22 protein-coding genes are annotated in these 22,054 nt (G+C 68.9%); 16 read left to right on the forward strand and 6 right to left on the reverse strand.

Going from position 1 to position 22,054, the window contains the following annotated elements:
- From C1I95_RS02120 to C1I95_RS02145, 6 genes are all read left to right on the forward strand, one after another.
- A partial coding sequence (locus tag C1I95_RS02120) for a hypothetical protein (protein WP_111212041.1) occupies positions 1-740 on the forward strand: 740 nt, incomplete at its 5' end.
- A gap of 66 nt (positions 741-806) precedes the next feature.
- On the forward strand, positions 807-1,610 hold the full coding sequence (locus C1I95_RS02125; RefSeq protein WP_438941272.1) for an ABC transporter ATP-binding protein: 804 nt from the start codon (positions 807-809) through the stop codon (positions 1,608-1,610).
- On the forward strand, positions 1,607-2,941 hold the full coding sequence (locus C1I95_RS02130; RefSeq protein ID WP_111212042.1) for a hypothetical protein: 1,335 nt from the start codon (positions 1,607-1,609) through the stop codon (positions 2,939-2,941). The genes C1I95_RS02125 and C1I95_RS02130 overlap by 4 nt, the downstream gene beginning before the upstream one ends.
- Entirely contained in the window at positions 2,938-3,537 is a 600-nt protein-coding gene (locus C1I95_RS02135) for a hypothetical protein (RefSeq protein ID WP_111212043.1), read from the forward strand. The genes C1I95_RS02130 and C1I95_RS02135 overlap by 4 nt, the downstream gene beginning before the upstream one ends.
- Positions 3,538-3,659: 122 nt before the next feature.
- Positions 3,660-4,769 carry a hypothetical protein gene (locus tag C1I95_RS02140; protein ID WP_111212044.1) on the forward strand — a complete coding sequence of 370 codons (1,110 nt, stop codon included), beginning with the start codon at positions 3,660-3,662 and terminating at the stop codon, positions 4,767-4,769.
- Positions 4,766-5,200, forward strand: coding sequence for a hypothetical protein (locus C1I95_RS02145; RefSeq protein ID WP_111212045.1), 435 nt, complete (start codon positions 4,766-4,768; stop codon positions 5,198-5,200). Before C1I95_RS02140 ends, C1I95_RS02145 begins: the two co-directional genes overlap by 4 nt.
- 48 nt (positions 5,201-5,248) lie before the next feature.
- Here C1I95_RS02145 and C1I95_RS02150 read toward each other — a convergent pair whose 3' ends face one another.
- Positions 5,249-6,418: a uroporphyrinogen-III synthase gene (locus C1I95_RS02150; protein WP_158566254.1), complete on the reverse strand. Its 1,170-nt coding sequence runs from the start codon at positions 6,416-6,418 to the stop codon at positions 5,249-5,251.
- Positions 6,419-6,883: 465 nt separating this feature from the next.
- Between C1I95_RS02150 and C1I95_RS02155 the strand changes: the two genes are divergently transcribed.
- The 4 genes from C1I95_RS02155 to C1I95_RS02170 all read left to right on the forward strand — a co-directional run bounded on the left by C1I95_RS02155 (position 6,884) and on the right by C1I95_RS02170 (position 11,934).
- Positions 6,884-8,191 (forward strand): ABC transporter substrate-binding protein, encoded by a 1,308-nt coding sequence (locus C1I95_RS02155; RefSeq protein ID WP_111212047.1) that lies wholly within the window; start codon positions 6,884-6,886, stop codon positions 8,189-8,191.
- Positions 8,191-9,591, forward strand: a complete 1,401-nt coding sequence (locus tag C1I95_RS02160) for an ABC transporter permease (RefSeq protein WP_111212048.1) — start codon at positions 8,191-8,193, stop codon at positions 9,589-9,591. Before C1I95_RS02155 ends, C1I95_RS02160 begins: the two co-directional genes overlap by 1 nt.
- Entirely contained in the window at positions 9,591-10,511 is a 921-nt protein-coding gene (locus C1I95_RS02165; protein WP_111212049.1) for a carbohydrate ABC transporter permease, read from the forward strand. Before C1I95_RS02160 ends, C1I95_RS02165 begins: the two co-directional genes overlap by 1 nt.
- Positions 10,512-11,145: 634 nt before the next feature.
- A complete protein-coding gene (locus C1I95_RS02170; RefSeq protein WP_146605612.1) occupies positions 11,146-11,934 on the forward strand; it encodes a hypothetical protein in 789 nt (262 codons plus the stop codon).
- A gap of 157 nt (positions 11,935-12,091) precedes the next feature.
- On the opposite strand, the gene C1I95_RS02175 is transcribed toward C1I95_RS02170, so the two are convergent.
- Positions 12,092-12,958: an aldo/keto reductase family oxidoreductase gene (locus C1I95_RS02175; protein ID WP_199523560.1), complete on the reverse strand. Its 867-nt coding sequence runs from the start codon at positions 12,956-12,958 to the stop codon at positions 12,092-12,094.
- Positions 12,959-13,099: 141 nt separating this feature from the next.
- Here C1I95_RS02175 and C1I95_RS02180 point away from each other — a divergent pair, with 141 nt between their 5' ends.
- Entirely contained in the window at positions 13,100-13,543 is a 444-nt protein-coding gene (locus C1I95_RS02180; protein WP_111212052.1) for a winged helix-turn-helix transcriptional regulator, read from the forward strand.
- A gap of 119 nt (positions 13,544-13,662) precedes the next feature.
- On the opposite strand, the gene C1I95_RS02185 is transcribed toward C1I95_RS02180, so the two are convergent.
- Positions 13,663-14,112, reverse strand: a complete 450-nt coding sequence (locus C1I95_RS02185; protein WP_199523561.1) for an SMI1/KNR4 family protein — start codon at positions 14,110-14,112, stop codon at positions 13,663-13,665.
- Between the two features lie 308 nt (positions 14,113-14,420).
- Here C1I95_RS02185 and C1I95_RS02190 point away from each other — a divergent pair, with 308 nt between their 5' ends.
- The gene (locus tag C1I95_RS02190; RefSeq protein WP_233513283.1) at positions 14,421-14,930 is read left to right on the forward strand and encodes a DUF2199 domain-containing protein; all 510 of its coding nucleotides are present in this window, start codon (positions 14,421-14,423) and stop codon (positions 14,928-14,930) included.
- Between the two features lie 119 nt (positions 14,931-15,049).
- On the opposite strand, the gene C1I95_RS02195 is transcribed toward C1I95_RS02190, so the two are convergent.
- Together C1I95_RS02195 and C1I95_RS02200 are read right to left on the reverse strand one after the other, a co-directional pair.
- On the reverse strand, positions 15,050-15,520 hold the full coding sequence (locus C1I95_RS02195; protein ID WP_111212054.1) for a UPF0158 family protein: 471 nt from the start codon (positions 15,518-15,520) through the stop codon (positions 15,050-15,052).
- Between the two features lie 110 nt (positions 15,521-15,630).
- Positions 15,631-16,044, reverse strand: a complete 414-nt coding sequence (locus C1I95_RS02200; protein WP_111212105.1) for a hypothetical protein — start codon at positions 16,042-16,044, stop codon at positions 15,631-15,633.
- 294 nt (positions 16,045-16,338) lie between these two features.
- Between C1I95_RS02200 and C1I95_RS02205 the strand changes: the two genes are divergently transcribed.
- Positions 16,339-16,677 carry a hypothetical protein gene (locus C1I95_RS02205; protein ID WP_111212055.1) on the forward strand — a complete coding sequence of 113 codons (339 nt, stop codon included), beginning with the start codon at positions 16,339-16,341 and terminating at the stop codon, positions 16,675-16,677.
- A gap of 96 nt (positions 16,678-16,773) precedes the next feature.
- A complete protein-coding gene (locus C1I95_RS02210; protein WP_199523562.1) occupies positions 16,774-18,459 on the forward strand; it encodes an MFS transporter in 1,686 nt (561 codons plus the stop codon).
- Positions 18,460-18,593: 134 nt separating this feature from the next.
- Here the strand turns inward: C1I95_RS02210 and C1I95_RS02215 are convergent, their stop codons facing one another.
- The gene (locus C1I95_RS02215; RefSeq protein WP_199523563.1) at positions 18,594-19,136 is read right to left on the reverse strand and encodes a DUF1990 domain-containing protein; all 543 of its coding nucleotides are present in this window, start codon (positions 19,134-19,136) and stop codon (positions 18,594-18,596) included.
- A gap of 341 nt (positions 19,137-19,477) precedes the next feature.
- Between C1I95_RS02215 and C1I95_RS02220 the strand changes: the two genes are divergently transcribed.
- Complete coding sequence (locus C1I95_RS02220; protein ID WP_111212057.1) at positions 19,478-20,830, forward strand: hemolysin family protein; 1,353 nt, start codon at positions 19,478-19,480, stop codon at positions 20,828-20,830.
- Positions 20,827-21,861 (forward strand): hemolysin family protein, encoded by a 1,035-nt coding sequence (locus C1I95_RS02225; protein WP_111212058.1) that lies wholly within the window; start codon positions 20,827-20,829, stop codon positions 21,859-21,861. Before C1I95_RS02220 ends, C1I95_RS02225 begins: the two co-directional genes overlap by 4 nt.
- Positions 21,862-22,054: the final 193 nt, after the last annotated feature.

The raw sequence follows: 22,054 nt of genomic DNA on the forward strand, positions 1-22,054 counted from the left end.
AGCCCAGCGTCTGGGCAATCGAGGTCCACCTCGAGGACTGCGCCGACTGTCGTGCCCGGCTGGCCGGCAGCACCACTGCCGAGACCCGGGCGCTGATCGAGCGGGTCGCGATGAGCCTGGACCAGGAGATCGCCGCCACGCCGGCTCCCGCGGGTCGGAGCCGGTCCTGGTCGGTGCTGCGTCACCGGTGGCTGGTCGGCACGCTGTCGCCGTGGCTGGCCATGACCGCCGCAGTGCTCGCCTGTGCTGCCCTGCTCACCAGCTTGCGGTCCGGACTTCCCGCACTGGTGCTGCTGATCGCCCCGCTGGCTCCGTTACCCGGCGTAGCGGTTGCCTGGCACCGCCGTGCCGACCCGGCCTGGGAACTGATTGCCGCAACTCCCGCCTCCGGTCTGACGACGCTGCTACGGCGTACCGCGGCGGTGCTGGCCTTCGTCATTCCCGCGCTCGCCGTCGTGGGTGCCGGCACCGGGGTGTCGCTGGCGCTGATGCTGCTGCCCTGCCTGGCGTTCACCGCCGCCACACTCCTGCTGGGAACCCTCGTCGGCGTACGCCGGGCCGCGATCGGACTGATCGCGATCTGGGCGCTCGTCGTGATCGCGCCCAGCCTCGCCGCCGCCCGGATTCCGGTGGTCCTGCAAGCGGACAGCGTCGGCGTCTGGGCGCTGGCCACGGTCCTGCTGACCATCATGGCCCTCTTCCGGGTCGACGGCTTGCGGCGACTGTCCCACCACGATTAGCCGATCCTCCGCCGCCGAAGGCGGGATACCGCACCCCCACCACGTCGACCACGACCGAAAGAGATGATGATGCGTGCCCTGAGCGCGGCCGAGACGGCCGCCACCACCCATCCCTGGGCGATCCACGCGGAGGGCTTACAGGTCCGCGCCGGACGGCAGTTGGCCGTCAACGGCCTTGACCTGGCCCTGACCACCGGCGTGCACGGACTGCTCGGTCCGAACGGTGCCGGAAAGACCACGCTGATGCGGTCCCTGGCGACTGTCCTGACGCCGTCCGGCGGGCGGCTGACGCTGCTCGGCCGCCCGGTCGACGGCCGCTCCGACCTGCGACCGGTGCGCCGCGCGTTGGGGTACCTGCCGCAGCATTTCGGTTTCTACCCTCGGTTCTCGGTACGTGAGTTCGTCGGATACATGGCCTGGCTCAAGGAGATGCCCAAGGGCGCCATCCCGGCGGCGGTCCAGCGGTCCATCGACCGGGTCGGGCTGACCACCAAGGCCGACGCCCGGCTGAAGACGCTTTCCGGCGGCATGCTGCGCCGGGCCGGCATCGCACAGGCCATCGTCAACGACCCACAGATCCTGCTGCTCGATGAGCCGACCGTCGGCCTCGATCCGGAACAGCGACTCGACTTCCGCGAGTTGTTGCGAGACCTCGGCACCGACAGTTGCGTGCTGGTTTCCACCCACCTGGTCGAGGATGTGGCGGCGGCCTGTAGCGACGTCGTGGTGGTCAATGAGGGCCGCCTGGTGTGGCAGGGCACCCCCGAGGCCATGACCGCGCAGGGCGACCCGGGCCATGCCGGCGACAGCCCGGCCGAACGGGGCTACACCACCGTCCTCCGGCAGCACCGTACGGAGGCCACCCGATGAGCGTCCTGGGTGTCGAACTGCGCCGCTCCGCAGCGCTCGGCGCTGCACTGGTCACGGTGGTGGCCGGAGCCGGCGCACTCTATGTGGCCCCGGGCCGGTGGTCGGGTGGCTGGATGGTGCTGGCCATGGCGATCCGCGAGTACCTGCTCCTGATGTGGCCGCTGGCCCTCGCGGCGGGTGCCTGGCAGGGACGCCGCGAGCACCGGACGAACGTCGGTGAACTGTTCGCCACCACCGCCCGGCCCCGCGCTCAGCGGATGCTGCCGGTCCTCGGCGCGATGGCCATCACCCTCGCCGTCGCCTACCTGCTGGTCACCGCGACCGGCATCGCCTGGATCATCACCACCGCACAGTATCTGCCTCTGCTGAACTTCGCCGTCGTGACCGTGGTCGGTGTGCTCGCCCTGATCAGCGCAGCGTGGCTCGGCCTGGGGATCGGGCGTCTGCTGCCCGCCCCGGCGACCGCACCGGTGCTGGGGGTGGTCGGGGTCCTGCTGGTCTCCTTCAGCATGTTCGTGTCCCCGGGTTGGCTGGCGGCAGCGATCTCTCCGACCTACGGCACGAGCGTTTTCCATCCCTACCAGACGATCGACAACCGGGTCAGCGGTGCGCTCGCGGTCTGGCTGGCCGCGCTCGCGGTCACCGGCCTGCTGCTGCTCGTCGCGGGTAGCTGGCGCACCCGAACGGTCGCGCTGGTGCCCGTGCTGCTCGGGCTCATCGCGGCGACGGCGGTCGTTCCCCGCGATCCGGACGTGCTCGACAGGCCGGTCGACCCGGTCGCGCGGGAACTGGTCTGCACCGATGACACCCCGACGGTGTGCGTCAGCCGAGTCCACGCCAACGTGCTCGAAGCCCTGACCCCAGTGGCCCGGGAAGGTATGGCGGCGCTGGCGAAACTGCCGGACACGCCGACCGCCGTACACGAGGACACCGCCACGTACCGGCTCGGCGAGGCGATGCCGCCCCGGGATGGTGTCGTCCGGGTGCCGGTCCGGATCGACAAACGTGGTGAGCTCGCGCACCCGGCCGTCGTGGTCATCGAGATCGTCTCGGGGCTGGGAGTCGCCTATGACGGGACGTGCCGGGAGCGCAGTGAACCGGTCGAACGTGCGGCAGCCTACTGGCTGCTGGGCCGCGAGCCGCAGTCCGATGTCGGATTGATTCCCGGCATGATCGAGGAGGACCCCGAGCTGAACGCCGAGGCGGTCAGGCTGTGGCAGGGGCTGCGTGCGCTGTCCGACGACGAGGCGCTGGCCCGGGTGGTGGCGGTCCGCGAAGCCATCCTCGCCTGCGAGGACACCACCGAACTGCTGTCCCGGACTGCGCGGTGACCTGGACGATGCTGTACCTGCGCTCGCGGCGCGTGCCCTTGGCACTGGCCGTAGCCCTCGGCGGCGCGGGGGTGGTCTGGGCGCTGTGGCTGGCCCTCGCCGACGAGCGGGACGTCGCCCCGACCGTGGTCGTCATGACCGTCCTGCTGATGGTCGGGGTGCTCTCGGCCACGCTCGCCGGCCCGGACGAGGATCTGGAACGAACTGCGGCGATGCGCTGGCCCTGGCGGCGCGCAGTGCACCTGCTCGCCGGTCTGGTGGTCGTCCTCATGGTCCTGCTCGCCACCCGGCACACCGGAGCCCGGTTCGGAACGGCCGCTCTGGTGGCCCGCGACGCCGCCGGCCTGCTGGGATTGACAGCGCTGTGCGCGACGGTGCTCGGCGCCGCCCGATCATGGTTCCTGCCGCTGGGCTGGACCACCGTCGCGGCCATGTATCCCCAGGAGGGTGTCGGGGGAGCGACCGCCACGTGGCAGGGCCAGCCACCCGACAACTACGCCGCCGCGGTGACAGCTGCGGTACTCGCTCTAGGCGGGCTCGTCGCCTACTCGATCGCCGGTCCGGCCCGCAAGGAGCCGTCCGAGCACGTCACCTGAGCGCTCGGACGCATCGAGGCGCCGACACCCCATTGGGCCCAGGGCAGCTCTGGGCCCAGCGGAGTGACTGCAATCTTGCGTAGCGGCGGCCGGGGTCGTCGCTGGTCGACCCCGCGCATGCTTTGCTCTGCGTCCGGACCGAGTTCGTCGAGGCCGAGGGCCGGCTTGCCGCGGCCGATGCGGAGATCCGCCGCCGCACCGACGAACTGCCAGGACTGAACGAACACGTGCGGCAGGTCGAGATCCGGGTACGGGCCGCCGAGCAGCGGGTGCATGATGCCGAACGGGCACCGGCAGACGACGGGCAGGCGTTGGCCGATGCCCAGGCGGCGCTCGGCGAGGTACGGCAGGAACTGACCGACGCCGGGGCGGCTGTCAAGAACGCGGAAGACGCCCGTGACGAGGCCCGGAACACCCGCCGCCAGCTCGTCGACGTAACACTGCCGGACCTGCGCCCGCAGGTGGAGAGCGCGCGGGAGGTGCGCGACGCCCGCGAGGTCGCGGCCCAGGCGCACGCCCACGCTGTCCAGGTGCTCGACACGGAGATGGCGGCCCGCGAGGCGGCCCTCGACAGCGCACTATCCCAGGTCGACCAGTTGAAGTTGCCGGATCCGCTGGCCCGACCCGGCGCGGCCGTCACGAATGTGGACGCGGTGCTGGCCGACCTCGCCCAGCAGCACTACGGTCCTTCCGAGGCAGCCGTCGAGCTGAGCCGCACGCTGCGCGAGCAGCACGGCGGCACCCCTCCGGCCCGGGTGGTGCTGACCACCGTCCTGACCCGGCCGGTGCCCGACGGAACCTCCGTCCCCGCGGGGGACCCGGCAATGCCGGACCTCGACCGCGTCCAGCTGGCCGGCGACCTCGCCCGCAGCCTCGACACCCTGGTCGAGCTGAGGGTCGGCGACGGTACGACACCCCGCCGCGCGCCGTACCTCGCCTACCCCGACGGGGCTCTGGTGCGGCTGGACGTCACCGGCCGCCCCGAGACCGTGGATGACGCCGTCCGGCGGCTGCCGCAGCACATCCAGAACGAGCTGGGTCCGTATCGGCACCAGCCCGACGTCCGGACCCGGCTGGAGATCCTGCACGAAGCGGAGATCGAGTTCCGACACGACTTCGACGCCGGCGTGGCTTCAGTGGTGGCGAACCTGAACCGGTACCAGGGCCACCTCGCGTACCAGTGGATCACTCAGCCCGACCCGCCGGTGGACGCCCCCGCGTCCGCCCGTTGACCCCGGGCCTGAACGAGACCTGGCCGGTACCCGCCGATACGCAGCCGGGCGGGCCGGTCGACGCGGCCCGCCCCGACGACGTGGCCCGGGCCTGGTTGACGGCCAATCCGCGGCAGCGGGCCGACCTTCTGGCTGACCTGCTGGGCGCGCCCCCTGGGTTCGGCTTCACCGTGCAGCCGCCGACCCGGGAACGACCGTCCGCTCCGCCGCCGGGCGCCCGGGTGGTCGTCGTCGCGGGATCCACCGCCGCCGCCGCAGTGGTGCTTCCCACGACGGCGCTGCGTTGGTACGAGCCGGCCCGCAACCAGATCCACTCGGGCAGCATGCGGATGCTGGGTACCTGGGCCGCGGGCCGGGCCGGCGATGGTGCGGGGCCGGACGGCATCTGGTACATCGTGCTGCTGCCCGCCGTGCCCGGCGGCTCGCGCTAGCGGTGACCCGCCGGGCGCGGTCAGGCATGGCAGTTTGCGAGCTGCCGGTCACGGCAGTGGAGTGGTGCGATCTGCCGTGCTGGCTTCGGAGCGTGTGGCGGCGACGCGGGCGGACGCGATGCGGTAGCCGCGCTTCATCACGGTCTGGACGAGGTCGACGCCCTGTAGGGGAGTGCCGTCGAAGGCGCGGCGTAGCCGGGATACCGCCATCTCGACCGCGTGGTCGTCGACATCGGACCAGGTGGGTGAGTCGTTGCGGATCTCGGCCGGGGACAGCACCCGGCCGGGTCGGCGGGCGAGTGCCCGCAGGACGGCGATCGGGCCGGGCTGTACCGGGATCGCCCGGTGGTCGATCACGACCGCTTGGCTGCGGACGCCGAGCCGGTGACCGGCCACCGTCAGTTCGATCGTCCGCCTGGGCAGGTACGCGGAGAGGGCATTCACGAGGTCGGTCAGGGCCGGTGCGCGCGCTACGTACGGCGTGAGGCCGTGTGCGCGCAGGGGTTCCGCGGCGAGATGCCCGAGGCAGACCGGTGTGACGTCCGTGGCGAGTGTGTTGAGGACTTCGTCGAGAACTCCGTCGGCCGTGGCCTGCCGGAGCAGGTTCTCGCTGCTACTGGGCCCGGTCAGGGCGAGGGCGTCGACCTGGCGGCGGATGACGAGTGTGCCCAGCCGCCGGAGGACATCGGTGCGCAGCGGGGGCAGAAATCGGCTGGTCGCGACCTCGACCACGACGGCGCCGTGGCGGCGCAGCGCCTCGCAGTACTCGCGGTGGCGTTCGGATTCCACTTGCGCCACCACCCGGCGGCCGGTCATCGGTTGGGCCGACAGGTAGCGGAACAGGTCCTCCACGCTGGCGGAGGCGGTGGCCCAGATCTGGCTCAGGCCGAGGTCCCGCAGAGTGTCCGCGGCGTGTGCGTCGCGGGCCAGCAGGCGGGCGTGACTGAGTCGGGCGACGAGTGCGTCGAGGTGGCCGTTCTGCTCGGCGATCCGCAGCCATGCCCGTAGACCGAAACCGGAGGAGACGATGACCTCGTGCACCGGCCGCTCGATGCACCGGCGAGTGGCGGCGGCGACGTGCTCGGCGATGGGCTGAGCCACGGAGCGGACCGCCTGGATGTTGACCGGACGGGCGGCGGTGGCTTCCAGCAGGTCGGTGAGGTCGTGCCGGCGTCGTTCCGAGACGACCGCGATCGTGCAGCCAGCCAGCTCCTGCACATCGGCCTCCCCGCGCGTAGTGTCGTCGTGGTTACCACGGCTGCGGGCCGGTGGCGGCTCAATCCACAGCGCATCCCTTTTCGTTGGCAAGAAGTCTTGCCGTAACGGCCCGGATGCCACAGCGCAATCCAATCTCGAAACCGTGACGGTTCGTTCACCGGGTTCACCGCCCGAGCTTTCGCCGAAATGCGCAGGGGTGAATGGACAAACCGCAGCTCATCTGGCCTGTCGCGTTGCGCGCTTGTGGTTTGGTAGCGCTTTCTGGTGGGTGGATCTTGTGAGGTGTTCGGCTTTTTCGTTACGTAGCGACGCCGACACTTCCCGGGAACATGACCGTGTTGAAGACTCGCACCAGTCGCCGGCCCTCGAACGGAACAGACCGGCCAACGTCGATCTGCGGGGCCGTGCCGGCAACTAGCCCACAGCGGCGCACCTCCCGCACACACGTCCACCACTGGAGGCTTGATGACACGACGACTGGTAGCACTCGCGGCCACTGCGGTCGTCCTCGTGACCGCGGGTTGCGGAGGCGATGCTGATCCTGGATCCGACCCGGCGCGGTCAGATCTGTCCGGCAAGACCGTCGAGGTTGCGGCCGCCTGGTCCGGCACGGAGCAGGAGAACTTCCAGGCCGTGCTCGACGCCTTCGCGGCCAAGACCGGCGCGACGGTCAAGTACACCACCGGCGGCAACGACCTGGCTGTCCTGCTCAACAGTCGGATCGCCGGCGGTTCTCCGCCCGATGTGGCGCTGATCCCGCAGCCGGGTGTGGTGTCCGAGTTCGTCAAACGGGGCGCGGTCAAGCCGCTGACCGGTGCGGCGGCCGAGGCAATCAGGGCGAACTACAGCCCGGCTTGGCAGGAACTCGGCACCGTCGACGGGCAGCTCTACGGCGTGTACTTCAAGGTCGCCAACAAGTCGGTGATCTGGTACCGCACGGACAGCTTCGCGGACGCTGGTGTGGAGCCGCCGACGACCTGGGAGCAGCTCCGGGCGGTGTCCACCGCGCTCGCCGATTCGGGGGTGGCGCCGATGGTGGCCGCCGGCGGGGACGGCTGGGTGTTGACCGACTGGTTCGAGAATGTCTACCTGCGGGTCGGCGGCCCGGAGAACTACGACAAGCTGGCCCGCCACGAGATTTCCTGGACCGACCCCACCGTGGTGAAGAGCCTGACCCTGCTGGCCGAGTACTGGCGCAATCCCAGGTTCCTGGCCGGTGGACCGCGCGGCGCGGTACAAACCACGTTCACCCAGTCCATCGCCGACGTGTTCGGCAAGTCACCAAAGGCGGCGATGCTGTTCGAAGGTGACTTCGTCGCCTCCGAAATCACCAAGCTGGGCGAGCTGACGGTCGGCGAGACGGCCAAGTTCTTCAACTGGCCGGCCATCGACGGCTCGAAGCCCGCCGTGGTCACCGCGGGCGACCAGGCCGTCGCCTTCAAGGACACACCGGAGGCGAATGCGCTGATGGCGTTCCTCGCCTCACCCGAGGCGGCCCGGATCATGGCGGCCAAGGGCGGGTTCATCTCGGCGAACTCGGGACTGGACACCGCGGCCTACCCGGACCCGACGACCCGCGAGCTCGCCGAGGCGGTGGTGAACGCGGAGTTGCTGCGCTTCGACCTGTCGGACCTCACCCCGCAGGCCTTCGGCGGCGGGACCAGCGCCACCCTCTGGGTGCAGCTGCAGGACTTCCTGGCCGGATCGGTCACCCCTGAGAATCTGGCCCAGCACCTGGAAGACGCCGCGAAGAGGGAATTCGGAGGGAACTGATGACCATCACACCCGATCCGGCCCAGGACCTCCGTCCAACCAGCGACGAGCGGGTGATCGGCCGGGCGAGTGTGGCCGGCGGCCCGGGCGACCGACACCGTACGGTGCGCCCGGCCCCCCGGCGTTCGCGGGACGCCCGGCTGATCGCCGCGCTCTTCCTCGGACCCGCCCTGCTGATGCTGTTGGTCCTGGTGTGCTACCCGATCGTCTACACGGTGTGGCTCAGTTTCCGCAGTGGTGACGGCACGAGGTTCGTCGGGTGGGACAACTACGCCACCATGCTCACGTCGTCCAACACGAGGCGGGCGATCCTCAACAACCTGATCTGGGTGGTCGTGGCACCCACCGTGGTCACCGTCGTGGGGCTGATCTTCGCGGTGCTCACCGAGCGGCTGCGTCGGGCGTCGGCGCTCAAGGCGATCCTGTTCATGCCGATGGCCATTTCCTTCCTGGCGGCCGGTGTCACCTTCCGGCTGGTCTACGACGAGGACCCGAACCGGGGAGTCGTGAACGCGGCGGCCGTGACGGTGCACGATGTGTTCGTCGACCCGTCGCGCTACCACGGTATGGACGTCCGTGACAACCGTGAAGTGGTTTCGGTGGCAGACGGCTTCGAAACCAGGGGGCCGGTGGCGTCGGGCCAGGTGATCCAACTGCCGCTGGTGGGTCTGCCCCCGAACCGGATTCCGGCCGACGCCGTCGCGGCTTCACCTCCGCCGGCAGGGCCGGGACTGCAGGGTGTGGTGTGGCTCGACTTCACCCGGGGCGGCAGCGGCCAGCCCGGAGTGATCGACTCTGCGGAGGTGGGACTACCCCAGATGACCGTCGAGGCCCTCGCCGCCGGCGGCGAAGTGGTGGCCACCACGCACACCGACGTGGCAGGCCGGTTCGCGTTTCCCGAACTCACCGGCGGCCCGTACGTCGTCCGGTTACCCGCCGACAACTTCGCCGAGCCGTTCAACGGCATCACCTGGCTCGGCCCGTCACTGATCACACCTGCCGTGATCGGCGCGTACATCTGGATCTGGGCCGGCTTCGCGATGGTGCTGGTGTCGGCCGGCCTGGCGGCCCTGCCCCGCGAGGCACTCGAAGCGGCACGGATGGACGGAGCGAGCGAGTGGCAGACGTTCCGCCACGTCACGGTGCCCCTGGTACGGCCGGTGCTGATCGTCGTTATGGTCACCCTGACCATCAACGTCCTGAAGATCTTCGACCTCGTGTACGTGCTCGCCCCCGAGGCCTCGCAGAGCCACGCGACCGTGGTGGCCCTGGAGATGTACCGGGTGTCCTTCGGCGGCGGGCTCGACTACGGACTCGGTAGTGCGCTCGCGGTCCTGCTGTTCGCGCTCGTGCTACCCGCGATGCTGTTCAATATCCGGCGCCTCAAGGGAGACCGCTGATGAGTAACTCGACGCTGGAAGCGGTCCCGGTGCTGCAGCCGGCGGGCACCGCGCGGGACAGCCGGCCTCGGCACAGCCTGTGGACCCGCTTCGTGATGCGGTTCGGCGGCGCGGTGGTACGCGGGCTCGTTCTGATCATCGGGGCGTTCTGGCTGCTGCCGACCGTCGGGCTCGCCGTGGCCAGCCTGCGCACCAGCGCCGACAACAGCGCAAGCGGATGGTGGACGGTCCTGACCGCACCGGCGCAGTTGACCCTCGACAACTACGCGCAGGTGCTGCAGAACGAACGCATCATCGGTTCGCTGTGGAACACGGTTCTGATCACCGTTCCCTCGACGCTGCTCGTGGTGCTGATCGGCGCCCTCGGCGCGTACGCGCTGGCCTGGCTGGATTTCCCGGGCCGCGACGCCATGTTCGTCGTGGTCGTGGCGCTGATCGTGGTGCCGGTCCAAGTGGCGATCGTGCCTGCCGCCCGGATCTTCCGCGCATTGGGCATCTACGGCGAGATTCCGGCGGTGGTCGCGTTCCACGTCGCCTTCGGGCTGCCCTTCGCGATCTTCCTGCTCCGCAACTTCTTCCTCAACATCCCGCGTGATCTGCTGGAGGCGGCGCGGCTCGACGGCGCCGGCGAACTCATGATCTTCGCCCGGGTGGTGCTGCCCATCGGCTGGCCGGCCATCGCATCGCTGGCCATCTTCCAGTTCCTGTGGGTCTGGAACGACCTACTCGTCGCCCTGGTCTTCGCCACCAGCGAGAACGCACCCATCACCTACGCGCTACGCGAGCAGATGCGTTCGTTCTCCTCCAACCTCGACACGATCGGCCCCGGCGCCTTCCTGTCGATGCTGGTGCCCCTCGTGGTGTTCTTCGCCTTCCAGCGCTACTTCGTCCGCGGAGTGCTTGCCGGGTCCGTCAAGTAAGAGCGACCGGCAATAGGGCGGTGGAGGCGAGGCGGGTCCTGGCCGAGGATGGCAAGGCGGAGGAGGAGGCCATGCCGGTGTTGCATGGCCGACGACGACAACGCCGCCAGCCGAAGTGCCAGGGCGCGCCGCAGCCCCGCCAGTCCTATTGCCGGTCGCTCTAACGATGGCGGGGGAGTGGTACGACGACTCCGGTTGAAGGCGGCGGTGAGTTGTCCGGCCCAGGGCCAGCTGATCGGGAGCGGCTTCCCGTTTCTGAGCACGGCTACTCAGGCGCGGCACCGTCCCGCAATGTGATGGTGGTGGCATGCGTCGACCGTGGCTGCTGCTGATCGTGCCTGCCATCGCCGTTTCCCTGGGCTGCGCCCTTCCGAGCGCCGAGCCGAACGGTCCGGATCGATCGGCCGATTCGGACGGTCCGGCTCGCTCGGCCGAGCAGACGGCCCCCGCCGAACTCCTTGCCGACGGCAGCGTGCCGTGGGCCGATCTGGAGATCACCGGCGAAGATCTCAACGGGCGACCGCCCGAGCCACGGTCGCCGGCAGCCGGAAGCAAGCCGTGTCGGGCGGAGCAGCTGTCCGGGCGGCTCACCGACTGGAGGCGTCCCGACCACGGCGGTGAGAAACCCCGCGGCATGGACGCCGCCATCGACAATCTCATCGGTGAAGTCGACGTGCAGAACACATCGACCGTCGAGTGCACCTTGCAGGGCGAGGTACCCACCACCATGCGCGCCGGCGGCCGCGAGATCCCCATGCTGTATTCGCACGGCATCAACGAAGAGGGCCGGGCCCGGGTGGTCGCCGTACCGGCCGGCGGCCACGCCAGCCTGCGCCTGGACTGGTCCGGGCCGTTCTGCCAACCGGTGGACGGACAGCTGGAACTCGCGATCGAAGTACCGAACGGCGGGGGTACGCTTCGCGCACCGATCACCGCAGACGACCACCCAACCTGCCAGCAGCGCGAGGGAATCAATCCCAACGCCCGGGCGTCCCTGTACGCGAGCGGGTTCACCGAGCCGGTCGTGGAATCGGCACCCCCCTCCTCGGCGCTCACCCGACTCACCGTCACTGTCGCGGGGCCACCGACCGCCGCGGCCGGATCGCGGCTCACCTTCCGCGTGACGCTGGGAAACCCGACCGGCGGCCCGCTCACGCTGGACCCCTGCCCGGGCTACTCGATCGAACGCTTCTCCCTCGGTGACGCGACGAACGAGCCAGTGAACACATTCCAGCTGTACCGGCTGAACTGCCGCCCGCTGACGCAGATCCCGGCCGGCGGCACCGCCGTGTACGAAATGGTCACCGAGGTGCCGGCCTCGATGCGTGCAGGGCGCGAGCTGTCGATCACATGGAAGCTCTACCTGCCCCACTACGTGCAGGGCCGCGGCCAGTTCGGCGTCTTCACCGCCAAGATCACCTAACCGCCGGCGAACCTACGACCGGGAGCGCGTTCGTGGACGGCGGAGCATCGGCACCCGCCACCTGCGCCTCCGCTCACCGGCTACTCGGGATGCCCGAGCAGCGCGAGGCGCTGGCCATCTGCAGTGAGGGCCGACGCGCAGGCGGGCGAAGGTTCCGCTAGCGGCCGATCTTGTCCAGCTCGGCGAGGTCGTCGTTGGAGACGGAGAGTCCCGCGCCCGCGATGTTCTCGCGCAGGTGTGTCGTGGACGAGGTGCCGGGGATCAGCAGGATGTTCGGCGAGCGCTGTAGCAGCCAGGCCAGGGCGACGGACATCGGTGCCGCCTCCAGCCGGGCGGCTACCGTCGAGAGCACTGAGGACTGTAGCGGGCTGAAGCCGCCGAGCGGAAAGAACGGCACGTAGGCGATGCCTTGGTCGGCGAGGGCGTCGATCAGCTTGTCGTCCTGGCGGTGCGCGAGGTTGTACATGTTCTGCACGCACACGATCGGCGCGATCGTCTGCGCCTCGGCGACCTGTTCCGGCGTCGCGTTACTCAGTCCGAGGTGCCGGATCAGGCCCTGCTGCTGGAGTTCGACGAGCGTCTCGAACGCCTCGGCGACCGAACCGGGCTGGGGTCCCTCGGCATTGCCGAGCCGGAGGTTGACTAGGCCGAGCACGTCGAGACCGAGGTTCTCGAGGTTCTCGTGCACAGACCGGCGCAGGCTTTCCGGGTCCCGGGCCGGGGGCCAGCCGCCCTGCTGGTCGCGGTTCGCGCCGACCTTGGTCACGATGTGCAGCGAGGCGGGGTACGGGTGCAGCGCCTCCCGGATCAGAAGGTTGGTGACATGCGGCCCGTAGGCGTCAGCGGTGTCGATGTGGGTGATGCCGAGCTCGACGGCCTCGCGGAGGACGGCGAGTGCGCCATCGTGATCGGCCGGTGGTCCCATGACCCAGGGGCCGGCGAGCTGCATGGCGCCGTAGCCGAACCGGGTGACGGTCAGGTCTCCCAGCGTCCAGGTGCCGCCGGGAAGGGAAGTGGAGGCCATGCTCAAACCTCTGGCTTTCGTGTCGCGCTGAGCGGTACTGCTGTACCGCGGATGCCTGCTCCACTATCAGCGGGTAACTTTCTCACGGGTAGTAGGCACCTAGAGGTGCGTAACGCACCCTGCTGGGGAAGGAGCGGTTCGATGGCGACGACGACAGCGGCGCAGAAGAGGGCGCAGGCCAGGGCCGAATATGATGCTTTCCTGGCACAATGCCCCAGTCGCAAGCTGCTCGACCAGATCGCGAACAAGTGGGTCATATTGGTCCTGGCCGCGCTACGCAGCGACGGCTCGCATCAGTTCGGCGCCGACTGCGCCGGTGAGCCCCGTTCGATGCGGTACTCGGAATTGTCGCGCCTGCTGGCGGGCGTCAGCCAGAAGATGCTGACTCAGACGCTGCGCTCCCTGGAACGCGACGGTCTGATCACCCGCACGGTGGTGCCGACGGTGCCCGTCACGGTCACCTACGAGCTGACCGACCTCGGCCTGTCCCTGCACCAGTCGATACGCGGCTTGAAGGCCTGGGCCGAGATGCACATGGACGACGTGCTCGCCAACCGCGCGACGTACGACAACCACGTCGCCTGAGCCCGACGATTCAGGCAGCGTCGAACCATGGCTTGCCGGCGGCCCAGTGCCGAACCCACCCGGCGAACCCCGACGCCCCGGTGGTGTGGCCGAACTCCGCTCCGAAGGGCACCGCGCCCTCACCGCTGATGTTCCAGATGTGCCCGCGGTGCGGGCCGGTCACGATGAGATGCCAGTACATCCCACAGCCATCCGTGCCGAGCACGATCGATCCATGGTCGAAGACGGGATCGAGCAGCGGCTCGATCTCCTCCGACGGCCGGGAGTCCTCCTCCCCACAGCCACGCCTCGGTCAGCGGAAACGAGGCCGCCAACTCGCGCACCGGGCGGTCGTCGCCCCAGTCATCGGGCATCTCGTTGATGCCGAGGAGGCCGAAGTCCGGTGGTCCGGCGAACGATCCGTCGGTGATCTCCGCGACGAAGTTCCGGTACGGCTCCGGCAGCACGACCCCGTGCTCCGCTTCGAAGGCGTGCACACCTGGCCAGCCCAGAGCCGATTCACCGGCGTCGTCCACCATGAAGGCAGCGCGAAGCTCGGCGAGGTCGTCTGGGGCGGTGTGCTCGTTCATGACGCGTAGTCGTACCACGTGGGATTGGGCGGCGAGCGGTTGGTCCAGCCCCACCGAGCAACGCGCTGGCCCGTCGCGGAGACCCTGCGACAACGCGGATTCGACGCCGACTGGTTCCGTGAGATGGACATCCGGCGTACGCGCCCAACTCGACGCCCACGTCACCCCAACCGAGATCGACAATGTGGTCACCGCGATCCTCGACGGCCGACCCCCCTACGAGTAGGCCCTCACAACCCGCACCAACGACGCGCGGTCTGCGGCAGGTGCGGATGCTCGGTTCTATATCGGGCTGTACCGTCTCGTCCGTGATCGATCAGGGGTTCGTGTGCCACAACTGTGGCCAGCGCCATGAGGGCCTGCCGTTCTCGTACGGGGCCCCAGCCCCGGCCTACTGGCGAGACGATCTCAACAGCGACGAACGCAGTGTGCTTGAGGACGAGATCTGCATCATCCAGGCCCAGCACTACTTCGTCCGTGCGCGCTTGGTCATACCTGTCCTTGACGCCGATGCCGACTTCGAATGGGGCGTGTGGGTGTCGCTCAGCGGCACGAACTTCAGCCGGATGCTGGATCTCTGGACGGCTCCTGGGCGAGAGCAGGAGCCGGCGTATTTCGGCTGGCTGTCCACCGAGCTCACGGCCTACCCGATCGAGACGCTGAACCTCAAGACCGAGGTGCATACCGAGCAGGTCGGCACCCGACCACATATCGTCATCGAGCCGACTGACCACCCACTGGCAGTAGAGCAACGCAGCGGCATCAGCGTAAAACGAGTACAGGAGATCGCGGAGCTTCTGCTCCACCCCGAGAACTGATCTTGCCGACGTCACGAGACATCGACGCATCGGCCCGACCGATCAGCGGCGCCGGCAGCGCGCCGTCTGCGGCAGATGCATGCGTTCGTCGTCCACGAAGGTGCGGTGCGGGGGCCACTTCAGGGAAGATCGGGATCGGGGTGCTCGGCCACGAACCGCTCGCCCGTCTCGTCGTCGAGCAGCGAGTTGTCGACCAGCCATTCCACAGCCCGCCGCTGTGCGCGCACGTCGCGGAATGCGTACCAGGCTGGCAGTAGGTCCGGATACTCGTCGTGCAGCTCGTTTCTGAACCGGCGGAAGGCGCCCTTGCCCTGGATGGCTCGCGCGAGTCTACGGCCGGCCGTCGCGTCGCTGATCTTCTCGGCGAAGTCGGCCATGTCCTGGTACCAGACGTAGGACGGCAGCGGATCAATACCGACCAGGTCGAGGTCGTCAAGGTCGACGGGCGCGTGTCCGTCGATGCCACCGTCCGTTGTCCAGAACGCGATCTCGCCGGTCTGCGGGTTGATCAGCCATCGGTGCTCGTAGTCGGTCTGGTCCTCGAGCGCGGTAGCAATCTCCTCCAGGTTCAGTCTGCTCAGGTCAAGCATCCGGCCACCATAAACCGGCTCCTCCGCGCTTCGCCTCACGACCAGCGGCAGGCCCGTAGGTCAAGATCGTTTGTATTGTCCGCACACAGCCTGTCGGGGCCGCCTGGTGGTCAACGGTCCGGCGCCCGTAATTCCTCGATCAACGCCACGATCACGGGATCCACCGGCGCTCGTACGTCCGTAGGTCGCGTGACCTCGTCGTCCTGAGGGTCGTAGATGGTGAGGTGGAACCGGCGGGCGAGTTGGTCAATCAACTGCAACGCGGGCGTGCTGCGTTCGCTGAAGCTCAGATGCATGCTGACGTGGTCGATGCCGACATCCAGCGGCATGGCCATCCACGGGGAGTCGTGATCGTACGGCGGGAAGTCCGGGTAGTGGGCGCGGAGGTTCTCGTAGAACCCGACGATGCGTTCGTCCAGCTCGCCCTCGGGGTGATGCAGGCTTTGACACTGCTCCGCCATAGCCCGTACCGCGACATCGGTCGCGTCCCGGTCGACAGCAAGCACGACGAGACCGAAGCTCATGGTCATATGGTGCTTGCACCGTCACCATCGACATTGGGCGGAAGTCCTCGTCTTCCCAGTCCAGCAGATCACCCGGTTGGCTCCGGTTCTGGCGCACCTCGATCAACCATCCATGCGCCCCCTTGGCACCCGTTTGGCGCGAAGGACCATGTCTTCCTCATCGGAGCTGGCGGCTCAGTTTTGGCACCTCACACGGTTTCGACTGCGACTCTCGTTCGCTCTCAGAGTGCCACCGCTGATCGATGGGTCTGCTCTTGAACCTGCTGATTGGAAGCGGCATCGATGGATGCGCCTGTGGCTGCTGCGGCCAGCATCACCGACCTGTTTGCCGCCTGCCGACTGATCATGACCGCCGACACCTGCGCCGTCGTCGTCGCCAGCTCCGCGGCACCCGGCGAACCCGGCACGACATCCGCCAACCTCCTCGACGAGATGCCGCCTGCCGCCCGCGCCGTGGGCCTGACCCACGTCCTGCGGATCGTCGCGGTCACCGCCCCCGGCGGCAGCGACGAGGTCCTCTACCTACGCCACCCGAGCCGAAGCCGAGGCGGCACGGCAGGGCCTGCCAGCCGGCGGCAACGGGCCCGAGCTGCAGCGTCGACCTCCCGGTGTTCGCAACCGGAGTCGCAATGACTGACCGCGGCTCGGGACAGGGCGGGGGTGACACATCGCGGCGCGCCACCCCGGCACCGGGGGTTGCCCGGCCTGCGGCGAGCATCGGGCGGCCAGGTGGGTACGGTCCCAGCGTGCCTGTGGGACACTATCTGGGCCTGTCGCCCGAAGCGGTCAAATGCTCACCAAGAGGCATGTAGCACTGCGCGTATCGGTACCGTCCCGGCTATGACCGAGCCAAGCCGGACCGGAGCCGCCGGCGCAGGGGCGCACCGGTCGCCACACCCGGGAGCCGACCCGAAATGGTGGACTCTCACGGCGGTCTGCGTGGGCACGTTCATGCTGTTGATCGACCTGACGATCGTGAACGTGGCACTGCCCGACATCCAGGCGTCGCTGCGGGCGTCCTTCTCCGACGTGCAGTGGGTCGTCGACGCGTACGCGCTCACCCTGGCCGCTCTCCTGCTGACCGCGGGGTCGCTGGCGGACCTGTACGGCCGCCGCCGCGTCTACCTGGTCGGCCTGGTCGTCTTCACCGCCGCGTCCGCGCTCTGCGGCCTCGCGCAGTCCCCGCTCATGCTCGAACTGTCCCGTGGCCTGCAGGGCATCGGTGGCGCCATCATGTTCTCCGTCTCACTGGCCCTGCTGGCCAACGCGTTCCGGGGCGCCGAGCGCGGCGTCGCCTTCGGCGTCTGGGGCGCTCTGGCCGGGCTCGCCGCTGCCGTCGGTCCCATCATCGGCGGCGCGCTGGTGTCGGGCCTGTCGTGGCGGTGGATCTTCTTCGTCAACGTGCCCGTGGGTGTCGTCGCGCTGGCCCTGACCATGCTGAAGGTTGTCGAGTCGCGCGACGAGCAGGCCGCGCGCCCGGACTGGCTGGGCTTTGTGACCTTCTCCGGGGCACTGGCCGCCTTGATCTACGCCCTCATCGAAGCGGGACGCAGCAGTTTCACGGCGATCGTTGTCATCGCATGCTTCGCCGCGGCCGCAGTGCTGCTCATCGCCTTCCTGCTGATCGAGATCCGCAGTTCGCACCCGATGTTCGAGCTACGGCTGTTCCGGGTGCCCACCTTTGTCGGTGGCGACATCGCTGCGTTCGGCCTTTCCTTCAGCATCTTCGCCATGCTCCTCTACGTGGTTCTCTACCTGCAGAACGTGCTCGGTTACACCGCACTGCAGACCGGCGTGCGGCTGCTCGTCCTCTCCGGCGGCGTCCTGGTCGCCAGCCTCGTGGCGGGGTGGCTGAGCGAGAAGGTGCCGATCCGCGCCATCGTCGGCCCAGGGTTGGTGCTGGTGGGCGTCGGGCTGCTGCTCATGCGCGGCCTGACCGCAGCCTCGTCGTGGACACACCTGATCCCGGGGCTGATCTTGGCCGGCGTGGGCGTCGGGTTCGTCAACCCACCGCTAGCCTCCACCGCGGTCGGGGTGGTGGAGCCACGGCGATCGGGGATGGCCTCGGGGATCAACCTGACGTTCCGGCAGGTCGGTCTTGCCACCGGTGTCGCGCTCCTGGGCACCCTGTTCGCCAACCGACTGACCACCGTGGTGCAGACCCAGGCCGCGGGAACGCCGTTGGCTGGGCACAGCGCCGAGATCGCGGCGGCCCTCCGTAGCGGCAGCGTGAGCCGATTGTTCGCCACCGTCCCGCCACAGCAGCGCGGTCAGCTCGTCGAGATCGCACGCGGCAGTTTTGCCAGCGCCTTGAATGAGATCCTGTTACTCGCGGCGATCGTCACCATCGTCGCCGGGGTGCTGTCCTTCCTCATGATCCGCTCCAAGGACTTCGTCTCGCCTCCACATGGGTGATCCGCCGGCCCTTTCGCCCTTTACCGGCAGTGGCGCCAACGGGGATGACAGTCTCGGTCGCCCGCCCGGTCGGCGCGTTGGGCTGGTTGATCCTGGGTACGGCGGCAGCCCAGACCCTCGGCCCTTGACGCACCTCAGCGGCCGGCGGCGAGGCGGCGCACAGCTGAAAAATACCGGCTAGTGATCACTTCCTGCACCGCATGGGTCAGCGGACCACCGAGCCGCGCGGCCAGGCGCTGCGGCCGGGAAAACGCAGCAATTGAGAAGGTGACCCGACCGTCGTCGCCGAGGTGGATGAGGAATGCCTCCTCGCCGGTCTCCGGGTGTCCCGCCAGGGTGCCGTACGCGAAACCGCGGCGGTTGGGCTCCTGAATGGCGTAGACCACCCGGCAGGCGGCGCTCACCTGCAGCCGCCGAGTGCCGAGAAGCAGGACAGCGTCCACTCCGGGCTGGTTGGCCGGCCCGCTCGCCAACACCCGGAGCCCCGCCGCCCGGTGCACCGTCCAGTGATCGAGCGCTTCGCCAGCGCGTTGGAACGTGTCGGCGCCGGTGCCGATGATCTCCGTTCGCTGGATGTGCCGGTATCCCGGGGGCAAGGCGTGGCGCGTCGCGCCGACCTCGGCGTACGTCAGGGGTCGGGCCGCCACCTCGGCGAGCCAGCCCTCGGCGGCTGTCACGGTTGTCTGCCCTTCCTACCGCAGCCGTGCGGGCCCTCGATCGGGGCGAGGTGCCGCCAACTGTGCTCCTTCGAGCCGTATAACTACCCCGAGTTCTCGAGAATACGACCGATCGGAGGGGTGGGCCGTCGAGTGCCGAGGGTGCGCCTCGGCTGGGTCGGATCCGCGCCTCAGCGTGTCTGGCGCGTACGGCCGGAGCGTCGTGCTCCGCTGTCTCAGCTTGCTCTCAGCCCGGCCGACTACCCTCTGCAGCCTTATGGATGATCTTCCACACCATAGTCCGTGGCCCCTAGTCGTCCCGGCCGTCCGTACGGCCGCCGTCGCGCGACAGGGGCCGACCGATGTCTGAATGGATCCTGCTGGGGATCGGGCTGCTCCTCACCGTGGGCACCGGCATGTTCGTGGCCTCCGAGTTCGCGTTGGTCAACCTTGATCGCGGCGAACTCGAAGCACGCCAATCCCGTGGCGAGAAGCGGCTCGGACCCACGATCGCCGCACTGAAGATCACTTCAACGCACCTGTCGAGCGCGCAGCTCGGCATCTCGTTGACCACACTGCTCACCGGTTACACCTTCGAACCGGCCGTCAGCGCGTTGTTGGCCAATCCGCTGGACGCGGCCGGCGTACCGGAATCGGCGGTGCCCGCGGTCGGCGCGCTCGTCGGCATCCTGCTGGCGACGCTGTTCTCGATGGTGATCGGCGAACTCGTACCGAAGAACTTCGCGCTGGCGGTGCCGCTGCAGACCGCGAAGTTCGTGGTGCCCTTCCAGGCACTGTTCACCACCGTGCTGAAGCCGGTGATCCTGCTGTTCAACAACACCGCCAACGCGGTGATCCGGGCGTTCGGCATCGAGCCGAAGGAGGAGCTGTCCGGCGCCCGTAGCGCCGAGGAACTCAGCTCACTGCTGCGGCACTCGGCCCGGGCCGGCGTCCTCGACCCGGACCATGCCACGCTGCTGGACCGCACCCTGCGGTTCTCCGGGCACGACGCCTCCGATGTGATGACCCCGCGGGTCAGAATGGCGGCGGTCGACTCCTCGGCCACCGCCACCGAGATCATCGAACGGGCCACCGCCGCCGGGCTGTCCCGATTCCCGGTCATCGGTCGGGACGTCGACGACATCATCGGCGTCCTGCACGTCAAGCACGCCTTCGCGATCCCGCTGCCCGAGCGCGGCGGGGTGCGGGCGCGTGATCTCGTCATCGAGCCGGCGCGGGTACCGGAGACAATGCACCTCGACGTGCTGCTGCCGACGCTGCGCGGCGGTGGCCTACAGTTCGCGGTCGTCTACGACGAGCACGGCGGCACCGCCGGGATCGTCACCCTGGAGGACCTGGTCGAGGAGATCATCGGCGATCTTGAGGACGAGCACGACCGGGCCCGCACCGTGATGTTGCGCCGGGGCCGGTCGGTCTACTTCGACGCCTCGCTGCGCCCCGACGAACTGTTCGAACGAGCCAGGATCGTGGTTCCCGAGGACGACCAGTACGACACGGTCGCCGGGTTCGTCACCGCCCGCCTCAGCCGCTTTCCGAAGGTCGGTGACGAGGTGGCCATCGATGGCGGGCTGCTGCGCGTCGAACACCTCAACGGAATCCAGGCCGACCGGCTGCGGTTCGTTCCCACCGAGGCAACCGGCAGTTCCGCTGCCGACCCTAGCGCCCACGACCGTCAGGAAGAGACGATCCGGTGAGCGAATACCTATCAGGCATCATCTGGCTCGTCGTCCTGCTGGTCGTCAACGCCTTCTTCGTCGGCGCGGAGTTCGCGGTGATCTCCGCCCGCCGGTCTCAGATCGAGCCGAAGGCACAGGCAGGCAGCCGCGCCGCCCAGACCACGCTCTGGGCGATGGAGCACGCCACCCTGATGCTGGCCACCAGCCAGCTCGGCATCACCGTGTGCTCGCTGCTCATCCTGAACGTCTCCGAACCGGCGATCCACCACCTGCTGGAGATCCCGCTGGCGAACACACCGCTGTCGCCGAACGCGGTCACCGTGCTGGCCTTCGTCGTCGCGCTCGTGCTGGTCACGTTCCTGCACGTGGTGTTCGGTGAAATGGTGCCGAAGAACATCTCGTTCTCGGTACCGACCCGGGCGGCGCTGATCCTCGCCCCGCCGCTGGTGTTCGTCGCCCGGATCTTCAAGCCGATCATCTGGAGCCTGAACGGGATTGCCAACGGCATCCTGCGGCTGTTCCGGGTAACACCCAAGGACGAGGCCACCAGCACCTACACGCTGGACGAGGTCGCCACCATCGTGGCGCAGTCGACCCGCGAAGGGGTGCTTGTCGACGGCACCGGCACCCTCACCGCCGCCGTCGAGTTCACCGCGAAGACCGCCGGCGACGTGGAGGTGCCCCTCGGCGATCTGGTCGTGCTGCCGGCGACCGTGACGCCGGCCGAGATTCAGCGGGCCGTCGCCGCGCACGGCTACTCCCGCTACCTGCTCACCGACAACGGTGAACCGAGCGGATATCTGCATATCAAGGACGTCATGGACCTGACCGGCGACCGCTACACCAGCCCGGTACCGACCAAACGCATCCGCCGGCTCGCGGTCGTACGCCGCGACAGCGAACTGGAGGACGCCTTGGCCATGATCCGCAGGAGCGGCGCCCACGTCGCCCGGGTCCTCGACGAGAATGCCGGCACCACCGGCGTCATCTTCCTTGAAGACATCGTCGAAGAGCTCATCGGCGAGGTCCAGGACGCCACCACCCGCTGACCCACCGATCGCCTGTGCGGGGGCCACTTGCTGCCCCCGCACAGGAAGACCCGGCGCTTCATCGCCAGCATGGTGCACCACCGGGCCAAACTGGACCCGGTGACGAGGTGTTCACCGTCGGGTCGGCCAACGCCCGCCCCGAAACCGCTGGGGCGGGCGCTCACCCGGTAGTGCGTGCGCAAGCCCGCCGACC

The organism is Micromonospora craterilacus, assembly GCF_003236315.1.
In the GTDB taxonomy this organism is placed as follows: Bacteria; Actinomycetota; Actinomycetes; order Mycobacteriales; family Micromonosporaceae; genus Micromonospora; species Micromonospora craterilacus.

Coding starts and splice junctions, on each gene's coding strand:
- C1I95_RS02125 (WP_438941272.1), top strand. CDS start 807: ATGATGCGTGCCCTGAGCGCGGCCGAGACGGCCGCCACCACCCATCCC.
- C1I95_RS02130 (WP_111212042.1), top strand. CDS start 1,607: ATGAGCGTCCTGGGTGTCGAACTGCGCCGCTCCGCAGCGCTCGGCGCT.
- C1I95_RS02155 (WP_111212047.1), top strand. CDS start 6,884: ATGACACGACGACTGGTAGCACTCGCGGCCACTGCGGTCGTCCTCGTG.
- C1I95_RS02160 (WP_111212048.1), top strand. CDS start 8,191: ATGACCATCACACCCGATCCGGCCCAGGACCTCCGTCCAACCAGCGAC.
- C1I95_RS02165 (WP_111212049.1), top strand. CDS start 9,591: ATGAGTAACTCGACGCTGGAAGCGGTCCCGGTGCTGCAGCCGGCGGGC.
- C1I95_RS02170 (WP_146605612.1), top strand. CDS start 11,146: ATGGACGCCGCCATCGACAATCTCATCGGTGAAGTCGACGTGCAGAAC.
- C1I95_RS02175 (WP_199523560.1), bottom strand. CDS start 12,958: ATGGCCTCCACTTCCCTTCCCGGCGGCACCTGGACGCTGGGAGACCTG.
- C1I95_RS02180 (WP_111212052.1), top strand. CDS start 13,100: ATGGCGACGACGACAGCGGCGCAGAAGAGGGCGCAGGCCAGGGCCGAA.
- C1I95_RS02185 (WP_199523561.1), bottom strand. CDS start 14,112: ATGAACGAGCACACCGCCCCAGACGACCTCGCCGAGCTTCGCGCTGCC.
- C1I95_RS02195 (WP_111212054.1), bottom strand. CDS start 15,520: ATGCTTGACCTGAGCAGACTGAACCTGGAGGAGATTGCTACCGCGCTC.
- C1I95_RS02200 (WP_111212105.1), bottom strand. CDS start 16,044: ATGAGCTTCGGTCTCGTCGTGCTTGCTGTCGACCGGGACGCGACCGAT.
- C1I95_RS02220 (WP_111212057.1), top strand. CDS start 19,478: ATGTCTGAATGGATCCTGCTGGGGATCGGGCTGCTCCTCACCGTGGGC.